Source organism: Chryseobacterium lathyri (assembly GCF_003290185.1).
Lineage (GTDB): Bacteria > Bacteroidota > Bacteroidia > Flavobacteriales > Weeksellaceae > Chryseobacterium > Chryseobacterium lathyri.
The window spans coordinates 149,047-169,988 of the sequence record NZ_QNFY01000002.1 but is presented as its reverse complement, the minus strand read 5'-3'; the positions used below and the strand labels follow the sequence as shown (position 1 = coordinate 169,988).

Here is a 20,942-nt window from a genome sequence, read left to right as displayed (position 1 = left end):
TTTTTATCTTTGCAAATTACAAGGTTCTTAAATGAAAAACATACGAAATTTTTGCATAATCGCTCATATCGACCACGGTAAAAGTACTTTGGCGGATAGACTATTGGAATATACCAATACTGTTACCCAAAGAGAATTACAGTCTCAGACGCTGGATGATATGGATTTGGAGAAAGAACGCGGGATTACGATCAAGTCTCACGCGATCCAGATGGATTATGAGTATAAAGGAGAAAAATATATCTTAAATCTTATTGATACCCCGGGACACGTAGACTTTTCTTATGAAGTTTCCCGTTCTATTGCTGCCTGCGAAGGTGCCCTTCTTATAGTAGATGCGGCACAGAGTATTCAGGCTCAGACCATCAGTAATCTTTATTTGGCATTAGAAAATGATTTGGAAATTATTCCAATTCTTAATAAAATAGATCTTCCGTCAGCAAACCCTGAAGAAGTAACCGATGAAATTATGGGACTTTTGGGCTGTAAATATGAAGATGTCCTTAGAGTTTCCGGAAAGACAGGAGAGGGAGTTCATGATTTGCTCGAACAGATTGTCAATAGAATTCCTGCCCCGGTTGGAGACCCGAATGCTCCGTTACAGGCACTGATCTTTGACTCCGTTTACAACCCGTTCAGAGGGATTGAGGCTTATTTCAAAGTAGTAAACGGAAGTATTTCTAAAAACGAGAAAATCAAATTTTTCGCTACGGGAAAAGAATATGGTGCTGATGAAGTAGGAACATTAAAACTAAAGCAGGTTCCGAAAAAGACTATTGAATGCGGTGATGTAGGCTACATTATTTCCGGAATTAAAGATGCAAGAGAAGTAAAAGTAGGCGATACCATTACCTCTTTCGTAAACCCAGCCGCTGCTGCGATTGACGGTTTTGAAGAAGTAAAGCCAATGGTATTTGCAGGGATTTATCCTATTGAATCGGAAGATTTTGAGGAGTTAAGATTTTCATTAGAAAAATTAAGACTGAATGATGCTTCTTTGGTTTTCGAACCTGAAAGTTCTGCAGCACTTGGTTTTGGTTTCCGTTGCGGATTCTTAGGAATGCTTCATATGGAAATCGTACAGGAACGTCTTGAGAGAGAGTTTGATATGAACGTAATTACTACGGTTCCCAACGTTTCATATCACGGGTTTTCTAAAAAAGATCCTGAAACTGCAATTTTAATCAACAACCCATCAGAAATGATTGATCCCAATCTTTTAGATAGAGTTGAAGAACCTTATATAAAAGCTTCTATCATTACTAAATCCGATTTTGTGGGTGCTGTAATGACGCTTTGTATTGAAAAGAGAGGGGAGATTGTCAACCAAAGTTATTTAACGGCAGACAGGGTAGAATTAACATTTAATATGCCTTTGGCAGAGGTTGTTTTTGACTTTTACGACAGACTGAAATCTATTTCCAAAGGATATGCGTCATTCGATTATTCACCAATAGGAATGCGTTCCTCTAAATTGGTTAAAATGGATATTCTGATCAATGGGGATATGGTAGACGCCCTTTCTTCACTGATTCACGATAGCAATGCTTATTATATCGGTAAAAAGATGTGTGAAAAGCTTCGTGAGCTGATTCCTAGACAGCAGTTTGACATTGCGGTTCAGGCAGCGCTGGGAGCAAAGGTTATTGCAAGAGAGACGATTAAAGCGTTAAGAAAAGACGTAACCGCAAAATGTTACGGAGGAGATATTTCCAGAAAACGTAAACTTCTTGAAAAACAGAAGGAAGGTAAGAAGAAAATGAAGCAGATTGGTAGAGTAGAAGTACCGCAATCAGCTTTCATGGCTGTATTAAAACTAAACGATTAATATAAAAAGACCGGTAAAAATTACCGGTCTTTTATTTTTTTAGAAATTTCGCTGTTTTTCGATAAGGTTGGCCTGTATTACCAAAGCACCGAGGCCGAGGATGACTTCAGCAATTCCCAAAGTTCTTACAAGATTGATCCCGCATACGAGACATTCAGGTTCCGGGAAAGGTTTTTTCCCTACAACAATGATCAAAACTCCTCCTATGATAATAATGACCACGATAAAGGCTCTTAATAATGTTTTCATGATGGTATAATTTTTTATTTTCTATACCAAAGTTGAGCATATCTGTCATGAAATTTATAAGGAAAATCACTGTTTCGCTGCGGTGATTTCACTTGTTTTTATTTCTTTCTGGTGAATTTTATTTCCATGGTTTTATATTCTTTCCCTGTCTTAGAATCAGGACCATACATTTCCATGGTGTGATTGTTGGCATCCGTAAATGTGTAAACCTCTCTGAAATCACAATCTTGTCCAGGTCTTGCCGGATCAGTCATCTTACCTTTAAGTTCAATAGATTTCTTGGAAGGGTTCCAGTCTCCTTCCGCATGCATGATTCCCGTTCCCATGTTATCGACCCAGGTACTTACAAACTTTTTCTTAGCGTTGTCGTAGCCCATTATGCTCATTCCTTCAAACGGCATTCCCATAAAGCTTCCTTTGTAAGTACTGTGCTGATATCTTCCTTCAAAGATCATTTTATTAGTACATTCAGATTGGCTGGTTACAGGTTTTGAATCTTTCTCCATCCAGGAAGTAGTTGCTCCAGTCCAGTTTCCGTCATATAATGCCAGCGTTTTGTGCATCTCACCGGGTGTGGCGTAGTCCATCCAGGCTTTTGTCGCAGCAGCAGAATCTACAGGTTTCCATTCTGCAGAATCTGTTTTAGCTAAGCCTTTTTCAGTTACGGGCTTTCCTTTTTCACAAGCGGTCAAAAGAAAGACTATTGAAAATAATAACAATAGATTTTTCATAATCAGTTAATTTTAAGTGGGTTATTATAAAATAAAGTTAGTTAATTTTATTATTCTGTCAATTCTTTTTTGATTTCGTTTATTAATCTTACCTTTGTGTATTGGTAACGCAAATTAAAATTATGGGATCTTCAAAAAAAATTCAGGATATTAAAGTGGCTGTTGATGCCGTTATTTTTGGATACTTTGATAAGCAGGATCTTCAGCTTCTTTTGATCAAAAGAAAAATTGATCCTTTCAAAGGAGGCTGGGCGCTTCCGGGCGGTCTTGTTCTGGATGATGAAAACCTGGATGATGCAGTGAAAAGAGAACTTCACGAAGAAGCAGGCATAAAGCCCGATTTTTTGGAACAACTCTATACTTTTGGTAACGTTGGCCGCGATCCACGGAATAGAGTAGTTTCTGTGGCTTATTTAGGCCTTGTCAACCCATCCTATCATGAACTGTTTGCAGATTCTGATGCAGAAGATGCCCAGTGGTTCAGCGTAAATAAACTTCCATCACTTGCCTTCGATCATAAATCCATTATTGATATTGCGTTAAACAGACTCCGTACCAAGCTTCAGTATCAGCCTATCGGCTTTAATCTCTTGAATGAAGAATTTCCTTTTTCTGACCTTGAAAATCTTTACAGAACTATTGTTGGGCGTGAGATAGACCGCAGAAATTTTCGCAAAAAGATCATGAGCTATGGTCTGCTTAACGAAACCAATAATGTTAAAAAAGAAGGCAGCGGCAGGCCCGGAAAACTTTTTACTTTCAATAAGGAGAAGTATGAAGAACTTGAAAAAGAAGGCTTCTATTTCGAACTCAAATAATCTTTACTTCAGACGAATCAAGTTCGAATTTACATAAAAAGCTTATCGTTTACCATTTTAAAATAATTAAACTTAAATTTTAGTTTGATGTATTTTTGTTATATTTCGTGAAAACATTAGTGTCATTAGTGTTTAAAATATTTAATTTTTAATGTTGATAATCAATAGGTTAAATATTTAGCGTTAAAATAACACAAATAAATTTGTTCATAGAATTATATTGTTTTACATTTGTGTAAGAATAACACAATTACCAAACATAAAATAATATCATGGAAAAAACAGAACTTCACCCGCAGATATTTCTAATTGAAGATTTCCTGACCTCCGATGAGTGTGATGAATATATTGCTATGGCACAGGGAAAAGTATTTGAAGAAGCGAAGATCAATATGAATGGGCGCCAGATGATGAGTAAAGGCATCAGGAATAACGACCGACTGATGATTTTTGATAACGATTTGGCAGAAGATCTTTTCAGAAAAGCAGCAGAATTTCTTCCTCAGGAACATGAAAATTATAAGCTTCAGAATTTTAATGAAATGTTCAGAGTTTATAAATATTCTCCGGGGCAGCAATTCAAAATGCATCGGGACGGAAGCTACATCCGGAATGAAAATGAAAAAAGTTTCTATACTTTTCTAATCTATCTGAATGATGATTTTGAAGGAGGAGAAACAGAATTTGAAAGTTTGTTCACAGTAGCCCCAAAGAAAGGATCTGCTCTGGTTTTTTACCATCCGCTGAGACACGAAGGGAAAACCCTGATCAGCGGGCAGAAATATGTTTTAAGAACTGATGTAATGTATTCCAATAACTGACAATCTGTAATAGGATATGCATTACTATGCCTATTCCTTTTAGCGTAAAAACAACACAAAATAAATAAAAAATGGAAAGCGGACTAAAACCAAGATTCATAGAGTCGTTACAGAGAAATAATGACCAGATAAGAAAAGACCGTGCACGCACCATCGGGGCAGATTCCGAATTGATCTACAGGCGCAGGGTTGAGGATATAGAACTGAAAATAAAGAGACTGGAGAGAGAACAAGAAGGCCTCATTGATATCAGTCCTTTAGACAGGAACAGCCTCACATTTGCAGACTTTCAGCCCGAGGCATTTGTTCAGAAAGATATAGAATATTCATTAACCCTCAGAAATTTAAATATTCAGTTAGAAATCGCAGTAAAAAGATTTGAATATTTATTCGGTAAAACATTTTAATTATGGGAAGTACAAGATACGATATGGACGCTCGTTTCGACAGAGCAAGAAAAGAAGGTTACGGATCTAAATCCGCAGGTGAAATTTTCACTCAGAATGCCAAAAGAATGGCTCATGAATCTATGAATCCCAAAGGGGTTTCTTTCAGAGAATCCAGAGATTCTGAAGTGCACCCGAACTCTGTTCCCATTATTTTGGGACTGGATGTAACGGGCAGTATGGGACATATTCCGCACGAGCTCATTAAAGAAGGACTTCCAAAATTAATGGGCGGAATTATCCAGGGCGGCGTTCCGGATCCGGCATTATTATTTCTGGGAATAGGTGATCATGAATGTGACGCGTACCCTTTACAGATTGGCCAGTTTGAATCCGGAGATGAGGAGCTGGATATGTGGCTGACACGTACTTATATTGAATCCGGAGGTGGCGGAAATGCTGGAGAAAGTTATCTGTTGGCGTGGTACTTTGCCGCTTTCCATACGAGAACCGATGCGTTTGAAAAGAGAAATCAGAAAGGGATTTTGTTTACAGTAGGTGACGAACCTTGCTTAAAAACGCTTCCGGCATCAGCAATCAGGGAAATTATGGGGACAGGGCAGCAGACTTATACGCATCACGAATTACTGGAAGAAGCGAAAAAGAGATATGAAGTGTATCACATTAATGTTCTGCATTCTGATCAGGCTATGAGAGCAGATAGAGGCTGGAAGGAATTATTAGGACAAAACTGTTTATCAATAGCCGATCACAGAGAAATTCCGAATGTAATTAAAGAAGTTATCTGTAACACATTTAAAAATAAAACGTTCAGATCTGCAGATAAACACGGTTTTGATGATATTCAAATGTTTTAAGTCATGAAAAAGGCACAAATAGTAATAGGTCTGGGTTTTGGTGATGAAGGAAAGGGGATCACTACTGATTTTCTGGCACAGCAAAACCCGGAGTCTGTGGTCATCAGGTTTTCCGGAGGCCAGCAGGCCGCACATACCGTAATGATTGAGGATAAAAAACATATCCATTCCAGTTTTGCAAGTGGAGCACTTCGGGGTCTGCCCTCTTATTTTACAGAACATTGTACGATTCATCCAGTATTTTTACTGAATGAAAGAAAGGAATTATTGGAGAAAAACGGAAATATTGAACTGCATATTCACCCATTGGCAAAAGTAACCACTCCGTTTGATGTCTGGCAAAACAGAACCAATGTAAAAAACCTGGAACACGGAACCTGCGGAAAAGGTATTGGAGCAACGATGAAAAGACAGGAAAGTCCTTACAAACTATTTGCCGCGGATTTAATAGCTCCAAGAGGAATGCTGATCGAAAAGTTAAAAGGAATAGCCTATTATTATGGTTTTATGGAAGAGGATCAGCTGGAAAAAGCGCTTCAGGATTTTCTGGGTGCCATAGACCGGATCGATTGGAAAATAGATGATTATACTTATCTGAATTCATTTGAAAACTTAATTTTTGAGGGAAGCCAAGGAATTTTATTGGATATGGATCACGGAGTATTTCCCAATGTAACCTATGCCCATACCACTTCAAAAAATGCTTTTGAGATCTGCAAGCTGTTGAACATTGAGGATATTGAAATGTATTACGTGACAAGGATTTATTCCACACGTCACGGAAATGGCTGGATGAGTAATGAAAAAGAATTGGTGCTGAAAAATAATGAAGAGGAAACATGTGTCTTTAATGATTATCAGAAGGAACTCCGTTTTGGAGAACTGGATTATGATCTGCTGAATTATGCCCTTCTTTTGGATGGAGCTTATGTTTCAGCAAGCAAAAAAAACTTGATTGTGACGTGTCTTGATCAAACAGATGAACAAATTAAAACAGAGAATTTAAAAGTGAAATTTGATGAGGTCTACGGATCATATTCCCCATATTCAAAAGACTTTAAACAAATTTTATAAACCAAATAATGGCTTTATATTTAGTGATAAAAACAGAGCCGAATACAATACAATACAATACAATGATGAAAGAATTTGAAATAAGAGCAGATTACGGCAGAGATACGATTGTGATATACCAGTCATACAATGAGCAGATTGCAAAATCTGCCGTGATGAATCAGAAGTTTTCTGCTCCTTTTTCATTCAACAGGATGACGTGGATCAAACCTTCTTTCCTCTGGATGATGGAACGGAGTAATTACGGACAAAAATCCGGACAGGAATGTACTTTAGCCATCCATATTAAGAGAGAGGCCTGGGAAAAGGCATTGAGTAAAGCGGTTTTAACTTCACCCGAAAAAAGGATATATCCTAATCCGGGGACCTGGGAAAAAGAATTTAAAAAAGCAGAAGTCCATGTGCAGTGGGATCCGGAAAGGAATATTAAAGGTAACAAACTGGCGTACCGTTCTATTCAGGTTGGAATCAGCCGGTACCTGATTGAAGAATTTAATAATGAATGGATCATTAAAATAGAAGATTATACGCCTTTGGTAAAAAAGATCTTAAACCTTACAAAGTTGGGAGAATATGATAAGGCAAAAAAGCTGTTACCCATTGAAAAATTGTATCCGTTGCCGGCTGAGCTTGCTCTTACAATAGGGGCAAGTATTTAAAAAAACAAAAGAAATGAAAACAATAAGTCTTTACAGACCGGTAGGAGAAAAAGAAATGATCCTGATTGTAGAAAGCGGATATAAAAAATTTCCACCAAGACTGGAATGGCAGCCTATATTTTACCCTGTACTAGATGAAAGCTATGCTTCAGAAATTGCTGAAAAATGGAATACAAGGGATGAAGCTGGAAATTATCTCGGATTTGTTACAAAATTCGAGGTTCCGGAAGAAATCATGAATCAATATCCGGCTCAGAATGTGGGTGCGAGAAACCATAATGAATTGTGGGTTCCGGCGGAAGAGCTGGAAAGCTTTAATGATGTGATTGTTGGGAATATTGAGGTGATTAAAGTATTCATAGGAGACGAGTTTACAAAAGAGACAAGTCCTGAATTGGAAAGCCTGATATTAAATATTAAAAAATTACCATGACAAATAAAGGGATGGCAAAAGATACCTTAGAGATCTTAGCCAAGACATATTATATAAACGAAGAAAACGAAAAAATAACGATAGAAAAAGAACTTGAAATCTGTAAAAAAGAAACCGTTTTATTTTCACCCGAAGAACTTGCTGAAATGGCAAAAAATGAACTTCCGGAAGTCGATTTTGAAACAAAGATTGAAATTTGGAATTGCAGTTCCTTGAAAGCAATATTAAAATTAGCAGATGAAGAAAATCAGAAAAAATTAATGTGTCTGAATTTTGCGTCAGCCAAAAATCCGGGCGGTGGATTTATCAACGGTGCTGAAGCGCAGGAAGAAAGTCTGGCCAGAACATCAGCATTGTATGAAACTCAGCTTCAGGCGGAAGATTATTATAAGATTCACAGAGCAATGGAGTCTTGTTTTTATACCGACATGATGATTTACAGTCCTAAAGTTCCTGTTTTCAGAAAAGATAAAGGAGAATTATTACCGAAACCTGTTTTGTGTAATTTTATTACTTCTCCTGCGGTCAATGCCGGAGTGGTAAAGCGGCAGGAACCGGAAAGAGCAGATGAGATATGTGATGCCATGGATATTAGAATGGATAAAATGCTTGCTTTGGCCCTGAATCATGCAAATGAAACCCTAATTTTAGGAGCCTGGGGATGTGGAGTCTTCAGAAATGATCCAGAAGAGATTGCAGGGTTATTTAAAAAGCATCTTCATGGGAAATATAAAAATAAATTTAAAAGAGTGGTTTTTGCAGTCTTGACTAAAAATGAAGAGATGCTGAAATTGTTCGAAACAATATCATGAAACTTAAATTAAAAAAATATAAAGAACAACTACAGGATTGGCCTCAAAAAGGATATCACATCATGGCTCAATATGATGAAGATAAAATCATAGTCTATCAATCTTACCGAAAAGAAATTGGAGATTTTGCGTTTGAAAATCAATATTTTGGTGGAGGATTTAGTCTGGAAAGGATGACATGGATAAAACCTAATTTCCTTTGGATGATGTATCGAAACGGCTGGGGAAATAAAGAAGGCCAAGAATATGTTTTGGCGATTCATCTGAAAATGTCTGCTTTTAAAAGGTATCTGGAGAATGCAGTCTATTCTACTTATAATGATAAATTAGGAATTTCCCGTGAAGAATGGCAGAATCAGGTGAAACAATCTTCTGTACGATTACAATGGGACCCGGATCATGAGCCTTTTGGAAACAAGCTGGAGAGAAGAGCGATACAAATAGGTTTAAGAAATGAATTTACCCGTTCTTTTGCTCGGGAAGATATTCTTTTAATAGAAAATATTTCAGATTTTGTAAAAGAGCAGTACCAGTTTGTTTTAAGGGATGATTTGGATAATCTGATTATTCCGGAAGAAAAGCCTCTGTTATTCGATCAGAAAAGTTTAAATGAAAAGCTAAGATTAAATCATAACTAATTGCCATGACAATGAAATGATTTACAAAAAATTATTAGATTAAAACAATGAAAAAACTAACCATATTAAGCGGTGCAGGAATCAGCGCCGAAAGCGGAATAAAAACATTCAGAGACGGGGATGGTCTCTGGGAAAATCATAATATAACCGATGTGGCAAGTCCTGAAGGATGGAGAAAAGACAGGGAGTTGGTTCTGGAATTTTACAACCAGAGAAGAAGACAGCTTCATGAAGTTGAACCTAATGAAGCCCATCTATTGGTCGCAGAACTGGAAAAACATTTTGACGTTCAGATCATTACCCAAAATATAGATGATCTGCATGAAAGAGCCGGATCAACCAATATTCTTCATATTCACGGAGAATTGTTCAAATCTTGCTCTTGTAATAATAAAAACCTGATCTACGAACAGAAAGGAGATATACGAATTGGCGACAAAGCAGAAGATGGAGCTCAGTTAAGACCTTTTATCGTGTGGTTTGGGGAGGATGTTCCTTTGCACAAGACTGCGCAGGAAAAGGTAAAAGAGGCCGATATTTTGGTCGTTATAGGAACATCTCTGCAGGTGTATCCGGCAGCCGGACTGATCCATGACATCAAAAATGACTGTCTGCTGGTAGTTATCAATCCTAACGAAACAGGATTCGGATATGGACAAAGAGCCGTAGTGATGAAAGAATCCGCAACAAGAGGTATGCAGCTGCTATTTGATAAACTGGTAAACCTTGCCTGATGGAAAATATGGTAAAAGCCGGAATTTTTGGAGCGTGCATTGGGGATGCGCTGGGGGTTCCGGTTGAATTTAAGAAAAGAGAGGATTTAAAAAGATTTCCCGTTATGGGTTATCTGGAATTTATGTCATGGAACCAGCCCAAAGGAACATGGAGTGATGACAGTTCGTTAACTCTTTGTCTTGCAGAAGAGCTCACGAAAGGCTATGATTTAGAAAAAATTGGACAAAGCTTTGTAAAATGGAACAAATATGGACACTGGACAGCTCACGGAAGACTTTTTGATATTGGTGGAACCACAAGACACTCCATTGCACGATTGATCAAAGGAGAAAGTGCAAAGTTTTCCGGAAATATTTTTGAGGAAGATAATGGGAATGGTTCTTTGATGAGAATTCTTCCCTTAGCTTTTTATCTTAAAGATGAAGAAAATATCGAAAAACTGTATCAAACGGTAAAAGAGGTTTCCGCGATTACCCATGGGCATTTCCGTTCTGTTTTTGCATGTTTCATTTATGTTATTTTAGCCATTGAGCTAATCAAAGGAAAGAAAAGGAAAGAAGCTTATATGCATATGCAGAAGGTGGCCTTGGAATATTCAGAAATTCAAGGTTTTAACCCTAAAGAGATAGGACTTTTTTATAGAGTTTTAAAAAATGATATTTCAACCTATCCGGAAGAAGAGATCAAAAGTGGCGGCTATGTCCTCCACAGTTTAGAAGCCTCGCTTTGGTGTTTTCTCAACTCTGAAACTTATTCCGAAGCTGTATTAAAAGCAGTGAACCTGGGAGAAGATACCGATACAACCGGAGCCATCACAGGAGGAATTGCAGGCATTTACTACGGATTTGAAAATATTCCGGAAGAATGGGTTTCCGAACTTGTAAGAAAAGGAGATATTGAAGTTTTATGTGAAAAGCTTCAGAAAAAATTAATGAATTAAAGACAAAAATCATGAACGAAATACAAAACAAAAGAATAAGCAAATTTCTAAGCCTTATTCTGAGGCATCAGCCCGAGACCATTCAGCTGACACTGGATGAAAACGGATGGGCAGATGTTGATGAACTCATTACAAAATCTGCAAAAGGCAGAATGCATTTCAGTTTTGAAGAGCTGGAAGAAGTGGTGGAAACCAATAATAAAAAACGCTTTGCTTTTAATGAAGATAAAACCAGGATCAGAGCCAGCCAGGGACATTCCATTGATATAGATCTGGCCCTGAAACCGGCACAGCCACCCGATTTTCTGTATCACGGAACAGCAGAAACCAATATTTCTTCTATTCTGGCAAAAGGAATTGATAAAAGGAGCCGCCAACATGTTCATTTAAGCTCAGACAAGGAAACAGCTGCAAAAGTGGGAATGCGCCATGGAAAACCTGTGATTCTGAGTATAAGAACGAATACCATGCATGAAGACGGAATACCGTTTTATCTTTCGGCAAACGGAGTGTGGCTGACAGATTTTGTGGATGCCAAATATATTTCAAAGTAAAGATGGACAGAACATTAGTTATTGGTGATATCCACGGAGGGTTTAAAGCATTGAAACAGGTGTTTGAAAGAGCGGAAATCACAAAGGAAGATAGACTTATTTTCCTGGGAGATTATGTTGACGGCTGGAGCGAATCTTCTCAGGTTATCCGTTTCCTCATGGAATTTTCCGAAAAGCAGGAATGCATCTTCATTAAAGGAAATCACGATGCCTGGTGTGAGGAATGGATGTCCACCGGAGAAAGACAGGATGTATGGTTATTCAACGGAGGAAAAAGCACTGTAGAAAGTTATAATGACTACTCATTGGAAGATCTGGCTTTACACCTGGAATTCTTTCAAAGGATGAAAAACTATCATGTAGATGATCAAAACCGGCTGTTTATTCATGCAGGCTATTCCTCTATGCACGGACCTGAAAAAGAAGTCTATTCCAGCAATTACCGTTGGGACAGAACCTTGTGGGAAACGGCAGTCGCAATGGATAAGAAATTAGCGAAAAATTCAGAACTCTATCCGAAGAGACTGCTTTTATACAGTGAGATATTTATAGGGCATACACCGACACTAGACATAGGAATCAGTCATCCTGTCAATAAGGCCAATGTCTGGAATATGGATACCGGAGCAGCTTTCACGGGTTCCCTGTCAATAATGGATGTTAATACCAAGGAATTCTGGCAGAGCGATCTGCTTCCTACTTTATATCCGGATGAAAAAGGCAGAAATAACGATAGTGCAGGAAAGTAAACCTTATGAAAAAGCATCCCAAATTTTCAACATCCACCAACCTTATAGGTTTTTAAAACCTATAAGGTTTCTATTAATAACAGCGCCCCGGCTATTAATTTTTTTTCTCCCGCAGATCACAGATCTTTTTCTGAAATAACGAATAACCAAACGAAAATCCTTGGTTTTCTGGCGCCTTAAAACAGCACTAAGATCAAAAACCCTAGCGTCCTTGTGATAATCCAACATCACAAAACAGACATCAATAAATCCACAATTTCCCTTTCCCACCCAAATCATATTAAGTAATTTTGAAGTTCAAAAACTGCTTCAATGAAACTGAGATACCTCCTGATTTTCCTGACTACATCTTTGCTTTTCGCTCAAAATTCATTTCAGACCCCTTTTGAAAAAGGAAATAAAAACCAAACGGTTACTTATGATGAAATGAATAGCTATTATCAGAACCTGGCTAAAAGCTTCAATACCGTCCAATACCTTAAAAAAGGAGAGGACGATAATGGAAGGCCCATTTATGTGGTAATTTACAATCCCTTTTCCGAAAAAGATGTTGAAAAACTCAGAAAAGACAAAGCCATTATCTTTGTAAACAACGGAATTCACCCGGGCGAACCGGACGGAATAGATGCCACAATGATGCTTATAAGGGATCTCGCAACCGGGAAAGTAAAAGCACCACAGAATTTTATTATAGCAGCTATTTCCGCCTATAACGTAAGTGGAATGCTGAACAGAGGCTCCCACTCCAGAGCTAATCAGAACGGTCCCGAGCAGTATGGTTTCAGAGGAAATTCAAGGAACTATGACCTGAACAGGGATTTCATTAAAGCAGATTCAAAAAATGCAAGAAGCTTCCAGGAAATTTACCAGTGGCTGCAGCCAGATGTTTTTATTGATAACCATGTAAGTAATGGAGCTGATTATCAGTATACTTTCACTTATATTTCTACCTTCAAGGAACGCCTTGGAGACACATTGGGAAATTACTTTTACAATGACTATCAGGCTAAAAACCTTGAGGATATGAAGAAACTGGGCTATGAAAGCACTCCTTATGTTAATATTCACGGAGATATTCCGGATGAGGGATTTGCTGCTTTTGAAGACTCTCCGAGATATTCTACAGGCTACACATCGCTCTTTAATTCGCTGGGAACGGTTCCTGAAACGCATATGCTGAAGCCTTATGATAAAAGAGTGGATGCGACATACAAATATATGCTCGTGAATCTTCAGAATTTAGACAAGAATTACAGGAAAATAAAACAACTCCGTCTTGATAATTTGAAGCAGTATAAACCCGGAATGCAGTACGGAATCCGTTGGAAAATAGATTCAACCAGGTTTTCTACAATGGATTTCAAAGGCTACGAGGGGAGGTACAAACCAAGTGATATTTCCGGAAAGCCAAGACTCTATTACGATAGGAATAAACCTTTTACCAAGAAGATTAAGCTCTTCATGACAGCCGTTCCTACGGGATATATCATCATTCCTAAATACTATGTAGTTCCACAATCCCAATACCGTGTGATCGAAGAGCTGAAAAGAAATAAAATCCGTATGACTGCTCTTAAAAAAGACAGCACGGCAATGGTTGAGGCTTATAAAATCAAAGACTTTAAAACGGTTAAAAATCCATACGAAGGACATTATCTTCATTATGATACCAGTGTGGAAACTGCAAAAAGGAATTTGGTTTTTTCAGCTGGGGATTATTTAATTCCAACAGATCAGCCTGGTGTAAAATATATCGTTGAAACCCTTGAGCCTGAGGGTTTAGACTCATTTTTTAACTGGAATTTATTTGATGGAATCCTGGCGCAGAAAGAATATTATTCCGCCTATATTTTTGAAGACACCGCTTCAGAATTACTAAAGTCAGATAAAAAGCTGAAAGATGCTTTTGAGGCCAAAAAAACATCAGATAAAAAGTTTGCAGACGACGGAGCGGCCCAACTCGACTGGATTTACAGAAATTCTCCTTACTTCGAAGAAAAGACATTCAGACAATATCCAATTTATAGAATCTTATAGAATTTTATATTTGACTTAAATAACTGATAATCAGAATTTAATTTACAGGTTTTTCACGCCTGAATAAAGGGTGTTTTTCCTGATAACTTTGGTACATATTCGGACGAAATTTGCTTTATAAAACCAATAAAAACTATAGTTATGGCAACTAAAAAGCATTTTTTCGTTTCACTGGAAGGAGTAGATCTTTCGGATGAGCAGTTGAAAAACATTGACAGAGGAATTCAGAACGTAGTTCTTTCTGAACTTTCAAAGATTGATAATACCCAGGCTTTCGGAGCTCACAGAGACTTCAAAGGATTGGTAAGACCATTGAAAATTAAAGACTGGTTTCCGTGGGGAATCATTATTTTCAAACCCGGAATTGATATTCAGAGCCAGTTGAAAGACATACAGTCTCAAATCAAAAGCTATGGAGGCTAATTCCAATACTTCAAAAAAGATGTGTCCCAGTTATCTAGGAAAAGTTGGGGCACAGCTTTTCGGGGTGGTCAGCAAAGAGGGGAAGGTCCAGTTTATCACACCGCTCGCCGTCACAGAAGATTTTCTGCAGCAGAATAAAGATAAAAACAATCTTGAGCAGAGATTCCGTTTTACCGGAAAATGTGTAGAAAAAGGCTGCGCACAATGGAATAAAGAAGAGTCTAAATGTTCCCTATCCCGGAAAGTTCAGAATTTGGATTTTCATAAAGAAACAGAGCTTGCCTTTTGCCCGATCCGGTCTCAGTGCAGATGGTTCTCTCAGGATGGAAAAGAGGCCTGCTTTTCTTGCAATGAAGTGACACGAAATATGGAAGAACTGCTTGTAAATACGCAAGAATAAAAAAGACGCTTCAAATTGAAACGTCTTTTTTGTTTTATTTTGGTAAGCCCCTTTTTAAAGCAATTTCTGCTCTTTTCACGGCTACTTTTTCTTTCCAGTCCATATATTTCTTTTTGAAATTGGACTTCATAATATCGTCAAATTTACGCTGTACGGTAAGATTCCATAAAGAATGAGCCTTTACTGCCCAGGATTTGTCCCAGGCTCTTAAAGAGATAGAGAAACTTCCGTCCAGGTATTTCATCCAGTGCCACCATCCGGTAGGCATAAAAAGAGTATCGCCATGCTCAAGGAAGCACTCAATCCCTTCTACACCATCCAGTGCAGGATATTTTTCAAAATCAGGATTGTCGATATCATAATCTTCCAGTGCATAGGTTGCATAAGGAAGCCGGTACAGTCTTTCTTTCCACTTGTATTCAAACAGCTTTACATGTTTTCTTCCGTTGAAATGAGTATGGAAAATGTGCGCCATATCAATGTCAAAATGAAGAAATGTAACAGAACCTTTCCCTCCAAAAAACATGGACGGATATTTATCAAGGAATCCACCCATCAGTTCTTTTGGAGAAATATAATCTTCCAGTAATTTTTTAGCGTGTTTTATAGGGTCAAAAAAGAAAATTCTCAGATCAGTAGGCTCTTTTTGGATGAGGTCTATATAATCTGCGAACTTCATTTTTGTAGTGGGTGTATTGATGGGAGCGGCAGGATCGGCCTTTTTAGAATCATAAAGAGGAACCTCTACATCACCTACTGCTTCCTTTACATAATCCATGGTCCACTTTTGGTAAGCAGGCCAGTTTCTTGCCATATTTTTAATGACAACGGGCCTTCTGGGCTTTAGATATTTTTCCGTAAACTCTTCCTGAGTAATATCATCAACAACATCTATAGGCTTTAAAATAATTCCCATTCTATAAATTTTATGTTACAAAATTATTAAATAAATATATATGAATCAGTGTTTAAGTATTTTTTAATCTATGATTCAAATCATTTTTAACTATTTAGACTAAATAAAAAATTAAAAAAATCATTTTTTTCTTAAGAACTCTTAGCTATTTCTCAATATTAGCCATTATTATTCAAAAAACATACAGCCGGTCAACAATAAGATTCTAAATAAATTAAAATTTTGGAGTCAGATTTTTAAAGAATTAATAAGCCAAACAAACTATCGAAATGAAATTTACATCCTGTTACTTCAAATGATTTACTAAATGGTTGAAATTTAAATATCACTAAATTTATAGTGTTAAAGCATTTAACCTTTATCATTAAAATACATCTTTATAAAAGTGTAACAAAAAACACAAGCGACAAACTAATTAAGCAAATAATAAATTATGAAAGGAAAGATTTCTTTATTTCTGATGCTTTTTTTCACCGTGCTCACCTTTGCGCAGAAAACAGTGTCAGGGAAAATTACCGATGAAGATGGATCTGCTATTCCCAGTGCCAGTGTTACGGTAGAAGAACCAGGCAAAGATGCTATTTTGGCATATGGAATCACCAATTCCAAAGGAGAATATAAAGTGACGTTTACATCTGCAGAACCTAATGTGGATCTGAAAGTAAAAGCATTCAACCAAAAAACCCTGACCAAACAGATCAGTAACAGCGACCAGACTCTGACTTTCAAAATGCAGTCTGAAGCTACAGAAATAAAAGAAGTCCAGCTGAAAACAAAGATGATCACGGCAAGAGGCGATACCATTGCTTATGATCTTAAAGCTTTTGACAGTAAAAGCGACAGAACACTTGCCGATGTAATGAGAAAAATTCCCGGTATTGAAGTCAATAAAGACGGAACGATTCTTTACCAGGGAAATGCCATCAATAAATTTTATGTGAACGGAAAAGATCTGATGGAAGGCGGGTATGGGACGATCAACAATTCTCTTCCCAAAGATGCAGTGCAGAAAGTAGAAGTGCTTGAAAACCACCAGCCGGTAAAAATTCTTCAGGATAAAGTGCCTTCCGATCAGGCAGCGATCAATATCAAGTTAAAAAACTCTGTTACCATGACCGGAAGAGGAGAGGTCGGGACAGGATTCGGAGACCCGTGGTTGTGGAATGTTAAACTTACCCCGATGTTTTTTGGACAGAAAAGCCAGTGGGTGGTGAATTACAAAACGAACAATATGGGTGAGCAGGTGGAAAATGAAGGGAATATCTTAGCTTTTGGAAGCAGGTTCGAAGGAAGAAGGATTAATGCTTCTCAAAATGACTGGCTGAATGTAGAAAACGCAAGTACACCCAACCTTCCTGTAAAAAGATACTTGATGAACAATGTGCATTATCTGTCAGCCAACTATCTTACCAATATCGACAAAAAGAAAGAGTGGGAGCTTAAAGCCAATGCCAACTATACCAATAATGCAGTTGAAAGAGAATCTTACAGCCAGACAGACTATTTTGGGGGAAGCTCCAATATTGTAAACATTCTTAATAATTTTTACACAGATAAAGCAAAAGGAGAATTAATTTTTACAAAAAATGCAAAAAAGGGATTCTTTAAAAACACCACAAGTTTTTCCCAGTATTGGAATGCAGACCGGGCAATTGTTGACAGAACAGATGCATCAAACGGAGTGAAAAGACACGGCGATGAAGCAATAGAGTCTCCAACAACATCTTTCCAGAATTCCCTGAGTACCATTATTCCGTGGAAAGAAAAAATGGTGAATCTTTTATCTTTTATAAGTTATCAGACCGATAAACAGACACTGAAAGTTTTTCCGGCTTCTTATCTGGATATTCCGGGATTCACTCCCGAACCTAAGAATTTTGCAAAACAAAACCTGAGACTTAAAACAATTGAAGCCAATCATTCTGCCAATATCGGGTTCTCTAAAAAGGGATGGACCTTCACTCCGGAAATTGGATTTAACTTTAAAACAACAGATTTAGTTTCAGATTTATCAAATATTATAACGGCAGGAGCACTTCCGGCAGCCTATAGTAATGATCTTAGATATACTACGGCAACACCTTACGGAAGTTTGGGAGTAAATTATAAAAATGATTCATGGATGTTGTATGCCAATTTTCCTGTAAACTCTAATAACATTAAGGCGGAAGATCCATTAAGAAATGTTGCTAAAGATGTAAATAAGGTGACTTTTGAACCTAGTGTTTTTGCACAGTATACTTTTGCCTCCTTTTGGAAAGCTTCGGTAAATGCTAATATTAATAACAATTTTGGAGAAATAAATACGGCTTATTCAGGATTCTTAATGACCTCTCCAGGTGGAATCAGTGCCATGGATATCAATAATCCGATACCTCAGAATAATAATAAATCTGCAGGAACAAGGCTGGAGTATAGAAACCCTTTGAATAATTTATTCTTCAACATCAATTACAGATTTTCAGACGCTAAAAGAAACCTGATTTCAAATCCTTTGATCAATGGGGCAGGTTATACCGTAATGCAGTATATAGAACAGGATAATCATGTATTAAATAATGGCTACAGTGTAGAAGTGGGAAAATACTTTCCAAAGTTCAAAACAAATGCCTCCCTCAGCTACAGCAACAATACAGCAAAATCGGATGCATTCCTGAATAATAATTCTTTTACAAACAACAACAACAGCCAGTCATACGGAATTAAATTCAATAATACCTATTTCAGCTGGATGAGCATAGATTATAATGCAAGTATTTCCAGAACAAAGCAAACCAGTACAGGAAATATAAACTCCAATGCCACCAGAACCGGGTTCACGCATAATCTTGGAGCGTTCTTCTATCCGGTAGAAGACCATACTATCGGATTCAACTGGGATCAGGTAAATACAAATGCAGCCGATCAAAAATACCACAACGGATTCTATGACGTTTCATATCAATTTACCTGGGCCAAAAAGAAAATTGATTTTGAACTTAAATGGATGAATATAGCCAACAAAAAAGTATTCGAAACATATGATATCAATACCACGAATATTACTTTTACAAGATATCAACTTCGCCCAAGCCAGGTTATGTTTACCGTGAAATTCAACTTTAAGTAAAAAAACAAAAACCAATCTCACTGAGATTGGTTTTTTATTTGAGATATATCCATACATATTGCTAAAAGCTCTGATGATCTGCTGACGGACCATAGCTTCCCGGAAGTGGAATATCATTCAGTCTGTAATACACTCCCAGCTGCGCCCTGTGATGCGTGATTTGGTTTAAAGAATGACGGATAGAGCCATATTTCGTCCATTTTGCTATTTCCTGACCATTGTTTTTTAAAGCCCATGTTTCATTAAGGTCTTCTTCTTTAGCGTTGTCAAGCGCCTTCTCCGCAGATTTGAAATTTTCGTCCAGAGTCTGCAGAAGATCTTCTTTTGTAGAAAGATGCTTAGGCTGAAAGTCTCCCTTCGCAAAATCCAGATCCGAAGTTTTCAGCATCACATCCGGCCACCCGAAAATTTCAGAAATATGAGTGGCAAGAGGCATCATTTTCATACTTTTCTCATGAGGAGCAAAATCATTTTTTCCTTCAGGATAAGCTTCAAAAAATTTCCTGGTCGTCTGGTACTCTGCTTCAAGTTCATCTTTAAATTGTGATAAAGTGTCCATAATATTTGTTTTTAAGTACTTAAAGATAAGAGTTTTAAGAGAGAAAATGTTTTAAGGAAATCATAATTTTCTCTCATGGCTGATCAGATTTACCAGTTATACCTTTAAAAAGTCTGATAAATTATAATATATATAGTTGTTTTGTATTCGATTGATAATCAGTGAAATATATCAATTGAAGTAAAATTCTTTAAAAAAGCTGTAACATATTTCAGGAACTGATAACTAATTAGTAAATCTTTATTACAATGAAAAAGCTATTTTCTGTATTCTTTATTGCTCTTTTTGCCATAGCGTCGGCGCAGGATGCCAAAGAATCAAAAGAGGCAGCAAACCGTTTCTTCTATGAGCTGACTTTTAAACCGAAAAAGGATTCTGCCAAGATGGATAAAGTAATTACGATCCTGGATATTACAGACAAAAACAGATCCATTTATCAGGATTATACAGTGATTTCGCAGGATTCTATCATGAAAATTGAAATTGAAGCCATGCAGAAGGCAGGAACGATGAAAGATTTGTCGAAAACCATTAAAACCCCTAAAATATCAGCCAGAATATACAAATCATATCCAGGTATGAAAGTACAGTATGTGGATAAGATAGCAAACGGGTTTACACCAAGCAATATAGGATATAGCGAAGACCTAAAATTTAACTGGAATATCCTTAACGATAAGCAGAAAATTGGAGAATATAACACTCAAAAAGCGACTACTGAATTCGGAGGAAGAAAATGGACAGCATGGTTCAGTACAGAATTGCCTTTTCAGGATGGACCTTACAAATTCTTTGGACTTCCAGGTTTGATCGTTAAAATCGAAGATGATCAGAAAAACTATTCATGGGTTTTACAGGGAAATAAAAAAGTCAAGGATTATACAGAATACTCTTACATCGAAAACCTGATGCAGGCGAAAGGAGGAAAAGTAAATGAATTACCAAGAGAAAAATTTGAAAAAACATTCAATGATTTCAAAAAAGACCCTTTTGCATCCATAAGACCAATGATGACACAGGAAATGCTTTCTAAAACAGTTCCGGGAATGGATGGTACAGTAGGTGATATGGTGAAAAAACAGGAGAAGCAGTACAAAGACTTTTACAACGCCAATGATAATCCGATAGAAATATCATCAGCACAGCAGGATAAAAAGAAAAAATAAGACTTCATATCAACTAAATTATATTTT

23 protein-coding genes are annotated in these 20,942 nt (G+C 37.2%); 19 read left to right on the top strand and 4 right to left on the bottom strand.

Annotated features, from left to right (window positions below):
- Positions 1-31 precede the first annotated feature (31 nt).
- Entirely contained in the window at positions 32-1,828 is a 1,797-nt protein-coding gene (gene lepA, locus DRF61_RS03020; RefSeq protein ID WP_111953921.1) for a translation elongation factor 4, read from the top strand.
- A 39-nt stretch (positions 1,829-1,867) separates the two neighbouring features.
- Here lepA and DRF61_RS03015 read toward each other — a convergent pair whose 3' ends face one another.
- Together DRF61_RS03015 and DRF61_RS03010 are read right to left on the bottom strand one after the other, a co-directional pair.
- Positions 1,868-2,077, bottom strand: a complete 210-nt coding sequence (locus DRF61_RS03015; RefSeq protein ID WP_111953919.1) for a hypothetical protein — start codon at positions 2,075-2,077, stop codon at positions 1,868-1,870.
- A gap of 98 nt (positions 2,078-2,175) precedes the next feature.
- Positions 2,176-2,808 carry a DUF1579 domain-containing protein gene (locus DRF61_RS03010; protein WP_111953917.1) on the bottom strand — a complete coding sequence of 211 codons (633 nt, stop codon included), beginning with the start codon at positions 2,806-2,808 and terminating at the stop codon, positions 2,176-2,178.
- A gap of 140 nt (positions 2,809-2,948) precedes the next feature.
- Here DRF61_RS03010 and DRF61_RS03005 point away from each other — a divergent pair, with 140 nt between their 5' ends.
- The 16 genes from DRF61_RS03005 to DRF61_RS02925 all read left to right on the top strand — a co-directional run bounded on the left by DRF61_RS03005 (position 2,949) and on the right by DRF61_RS02925 (position 15,165).
- The gene (locus DRF61_RS03005) at positions 2,949-3,626 is read left to right on the top strand and encodes an NUDIX hydrolase (protein ID WP_111954392.1); all 678 of its coding nucleotides are present in this window, start codon (positions 2,949-2,951) and stop codon (positions 3,624-3,626) included.
- A 272-nt stretch (positions 3,627-3,898) separates the two neighbouring features.
- Entirely contained in the window at positions 3,899-4,447 is a 549-nt protein-coding gene (locus DRF61_RS03000) for a prolyl hydroxylase family protein (protein WP_111953915.1), read from the top strand.
- 71 nt (positions 4,448-4,518) lie between these two features.
- Positions 4,519-4,854, top strand: a complete 336-nt coding sequence (locus DRF61_RS02995) for a hypothetical protein (RefSeq protein WP_111953913.1) — start codon at positions 4,519-4,521, stop codon at positions 4,852-4,854.
- 2 nt (positions 4,855-4,856) lie between these two features.
- The gene (locus tag DRF61_RS02990) at positions 4,857-5,711 is read left to right on the top strand and encodes a hypothetical protein (protein ID WP_111953911.1); all 855 of its coding nucleotides are present in this window, start codon (positions 4,857-4,859) and stop codon (positions 5,709-5,711) included.
- A gap of 3 nt (positions 5,712-5,714) precedes the next feature.
- The gene (locus DRF61_RS02985; protein ID WP_111953909.1) at positions 5,715-6,785 is read left to right on the top strand and encodes an adenylosuccinate synthetase; all 1,071 of its coding nucleotides are present in this window, start codon (positions 5,715-5,717) and stop codon (positions 6,783-6,785) included.
- Between the two features lie 8 nt (positions 6,786-6,793).
- A complete protein-coding gene (locus tag DRF61_RS02980; protein ID WP_202974493.1) occupies positions 6,794-7,444 on the top strand; it encodes a DUF4291 domain-containing protein in 651 nt (216 codons plus the stop codon).
- 13 nt (positions 7,445-7,457) lie between these two features.
- Complete coding sequence (locus DRF61_RS02975; protein ID WP_111953907.1) at positions 7,458-7,877, top strand: ADP-ribosylation/crystallin J1; 420 nt, start codon at positions 7,458-7,460, stop codon at positions 7,875-7,877.
- Positions 7,874-8,689, top strand: coding sequence for a TIGR02452 family protein (locus tag DRF61_RS02970; RefSeq protein ID WP_111953905.1), 816 nt, complete (start codon positions 7,874-7,876; stop codon positions 8,687-8,689). The genes DRF61_RS02975 and DRF61_RS02970 overlap by 4 nt, the downstream gene beginning before the upstream one ends.
- A complete protein-coding gene (locus DRF61_RS02965) occupies positions 8,686-9,327 on the top strand; it encodes a DUF4291 domain-containing protein (protein WP_111953903.1) in 642 nt (213 codons plus the stop codon). The genes DRF61_RS02970 and DRF61_RS02965 overlap by 4 nt, the downstream gene beginning before the upstream one ends.
- A gap of 47 nt (positions 9,328-9,374) precedes the next feature.
- A complete protein-coding gene (locus DRF61_RS02960; protein ID WP_111953901.1) occupies positions 9,375-10,061 on the top strand; it encodes an SIR2 family NAD-dependent protein deacylase in 687 nt (228 codons plus the stop codon).
- Entirely contained in the window at positions 10,061-11,002 is a 942-nt protein-coding gene (locus DRF61_RS02955) for an ADP-ribosylglycohydrolase family protein (RefSeq protein WP_111953899.1), read from the top strand. Before DRF61_RS02960 ends, DRF61_RS02955 begins: the two co-directional genes overlap by 1 nt.
- Positions 11,003-11,013: 11 nt before the next feature.
- Positions 11,014-11,556: an RNA 2'-phosphotransferase gene (locus tag DRF61_RS02950; protein WP_111953897.1), complete on the top strand. Its 543-nt coding sequence runs from the start codon at positions 11,014-11,016 to the stop codon at positions 11,554-11,556.
- Between the two features lie 2 nt (positions 11,557-11,558).
- Positions 11,559-12,305: a metallophosphoesterase family protein gene (locus DRF61_RS02945; RefSeq protein WP_111953895.1), complete on the top strand. Its 747-nt coding sequence runs from the start codon at positions 11,559-11,561 to the stop codon at positions 12,303-12,305.
- A gap of 312 nt (positions 12,306-12,617) precedes the next feature.
- A complete protein-coding gene (locus DRF61_RS02935) occupies positions 12,618-14,342 on the top strand; it encodes a M14 family metallopeptidase (RefSeq protein WP_111953891.1) in 1,725 nt (574 codons plus the stop codon).
- Positions 14,343-14,483: 141 nt separating this feature from the next.
- Positions 14,484-14,765 (top strand): hypothetical protein, encoded by a 282-nt coding sequence (locus DRF61_RS02930; RefSeq protein WP_111953889.1) that lies wholly within the window; start codon positions 14,484-14,486, stop codon positions 14,763-14,765.
- The gene (locus DRF61_RS02925; protein WP_111953887.1) at positions 14,755-15,165 is read left to right on the top strand and encodes a hypothetical protein; all 411 of its coding nucleotides are present in this window, start codon (positions 14,755-14,757) and stop codon (positions 15,163-15,165) included. Before DRF61_RS02930 ends, DRF61_RS02925 begins: the two co-directional genes overlap by 11 nt.
- A 34-nt stretch (positions 15,166-15,199) precedes the next feature.
- Here DRF61_RS02925 and DRF61_RS02920 read toward each other — a convergent pair whose 3' ends face one another.
- Positions 15,200-16,081 carry a cupin-like domain-containing protein gene (locus DRF61_RS02920; RefSeq protein WP_111953885.1) on the bottom strand — a complete coding sequence of 294 codons (882 nt, stop codon included), beginning with the start codon at positions 16,079-16,081 and terminating at the stop codon, positions 15,200-15,202.
- 433 nt (positions 16,082-16,514) lie between these two features.
- Here DRF61_RS02920 and DRF61_RS02915 point away from each other — a divergent pair, with 433 nt between their 5' ends.
- Positions 16,515-19,190 (top strand): carboxypeptidase-like regulatory domain-containing protein, encoded by a 2,676-nt coding sequence (locus tag DRF61_RS02915; protein ID WP_111953883.1) that lies wholly within the window; start codon positions 16,515-16,517, stop codon positions 19,188-19,190.
- A gap of 61 nt (positions 19,191-19,251) precedes the next feature.
- On the opposite strand, the gene DRF61_RS02910 is transcribed toward DRF61_RS02915, so the two are convergent.
- Positions 19,252-19,749: a DinB family protein gene (locus DRF61_RS02910; RefSeq protein WP_111953881.1), complete on the bottom strand. Its 498-nt coding sequence runs from the start codon at positions 19,747-19,749 to the stop codon at positions 19,252-19,254.
- A gap of 248 nt (positions 19,750-19,997) precedes the next feature.
- Between DRF61_RS02910 and DRF61_RS02905 the strand changes: the two genes are divergently transcribed.
- Complete coding sequence (locus tag DRF61_RS02905; RefSeq protein ID WP_111953879.1) at positions 19,998-20,915, top strand: GLPGLI family protein; 918 nt, start codon at positions 19,998-20,000, stop codon at positions 20,913-20,915.
- Positions 20,916-20,942 lie beyond the last annotated feature (27 nt).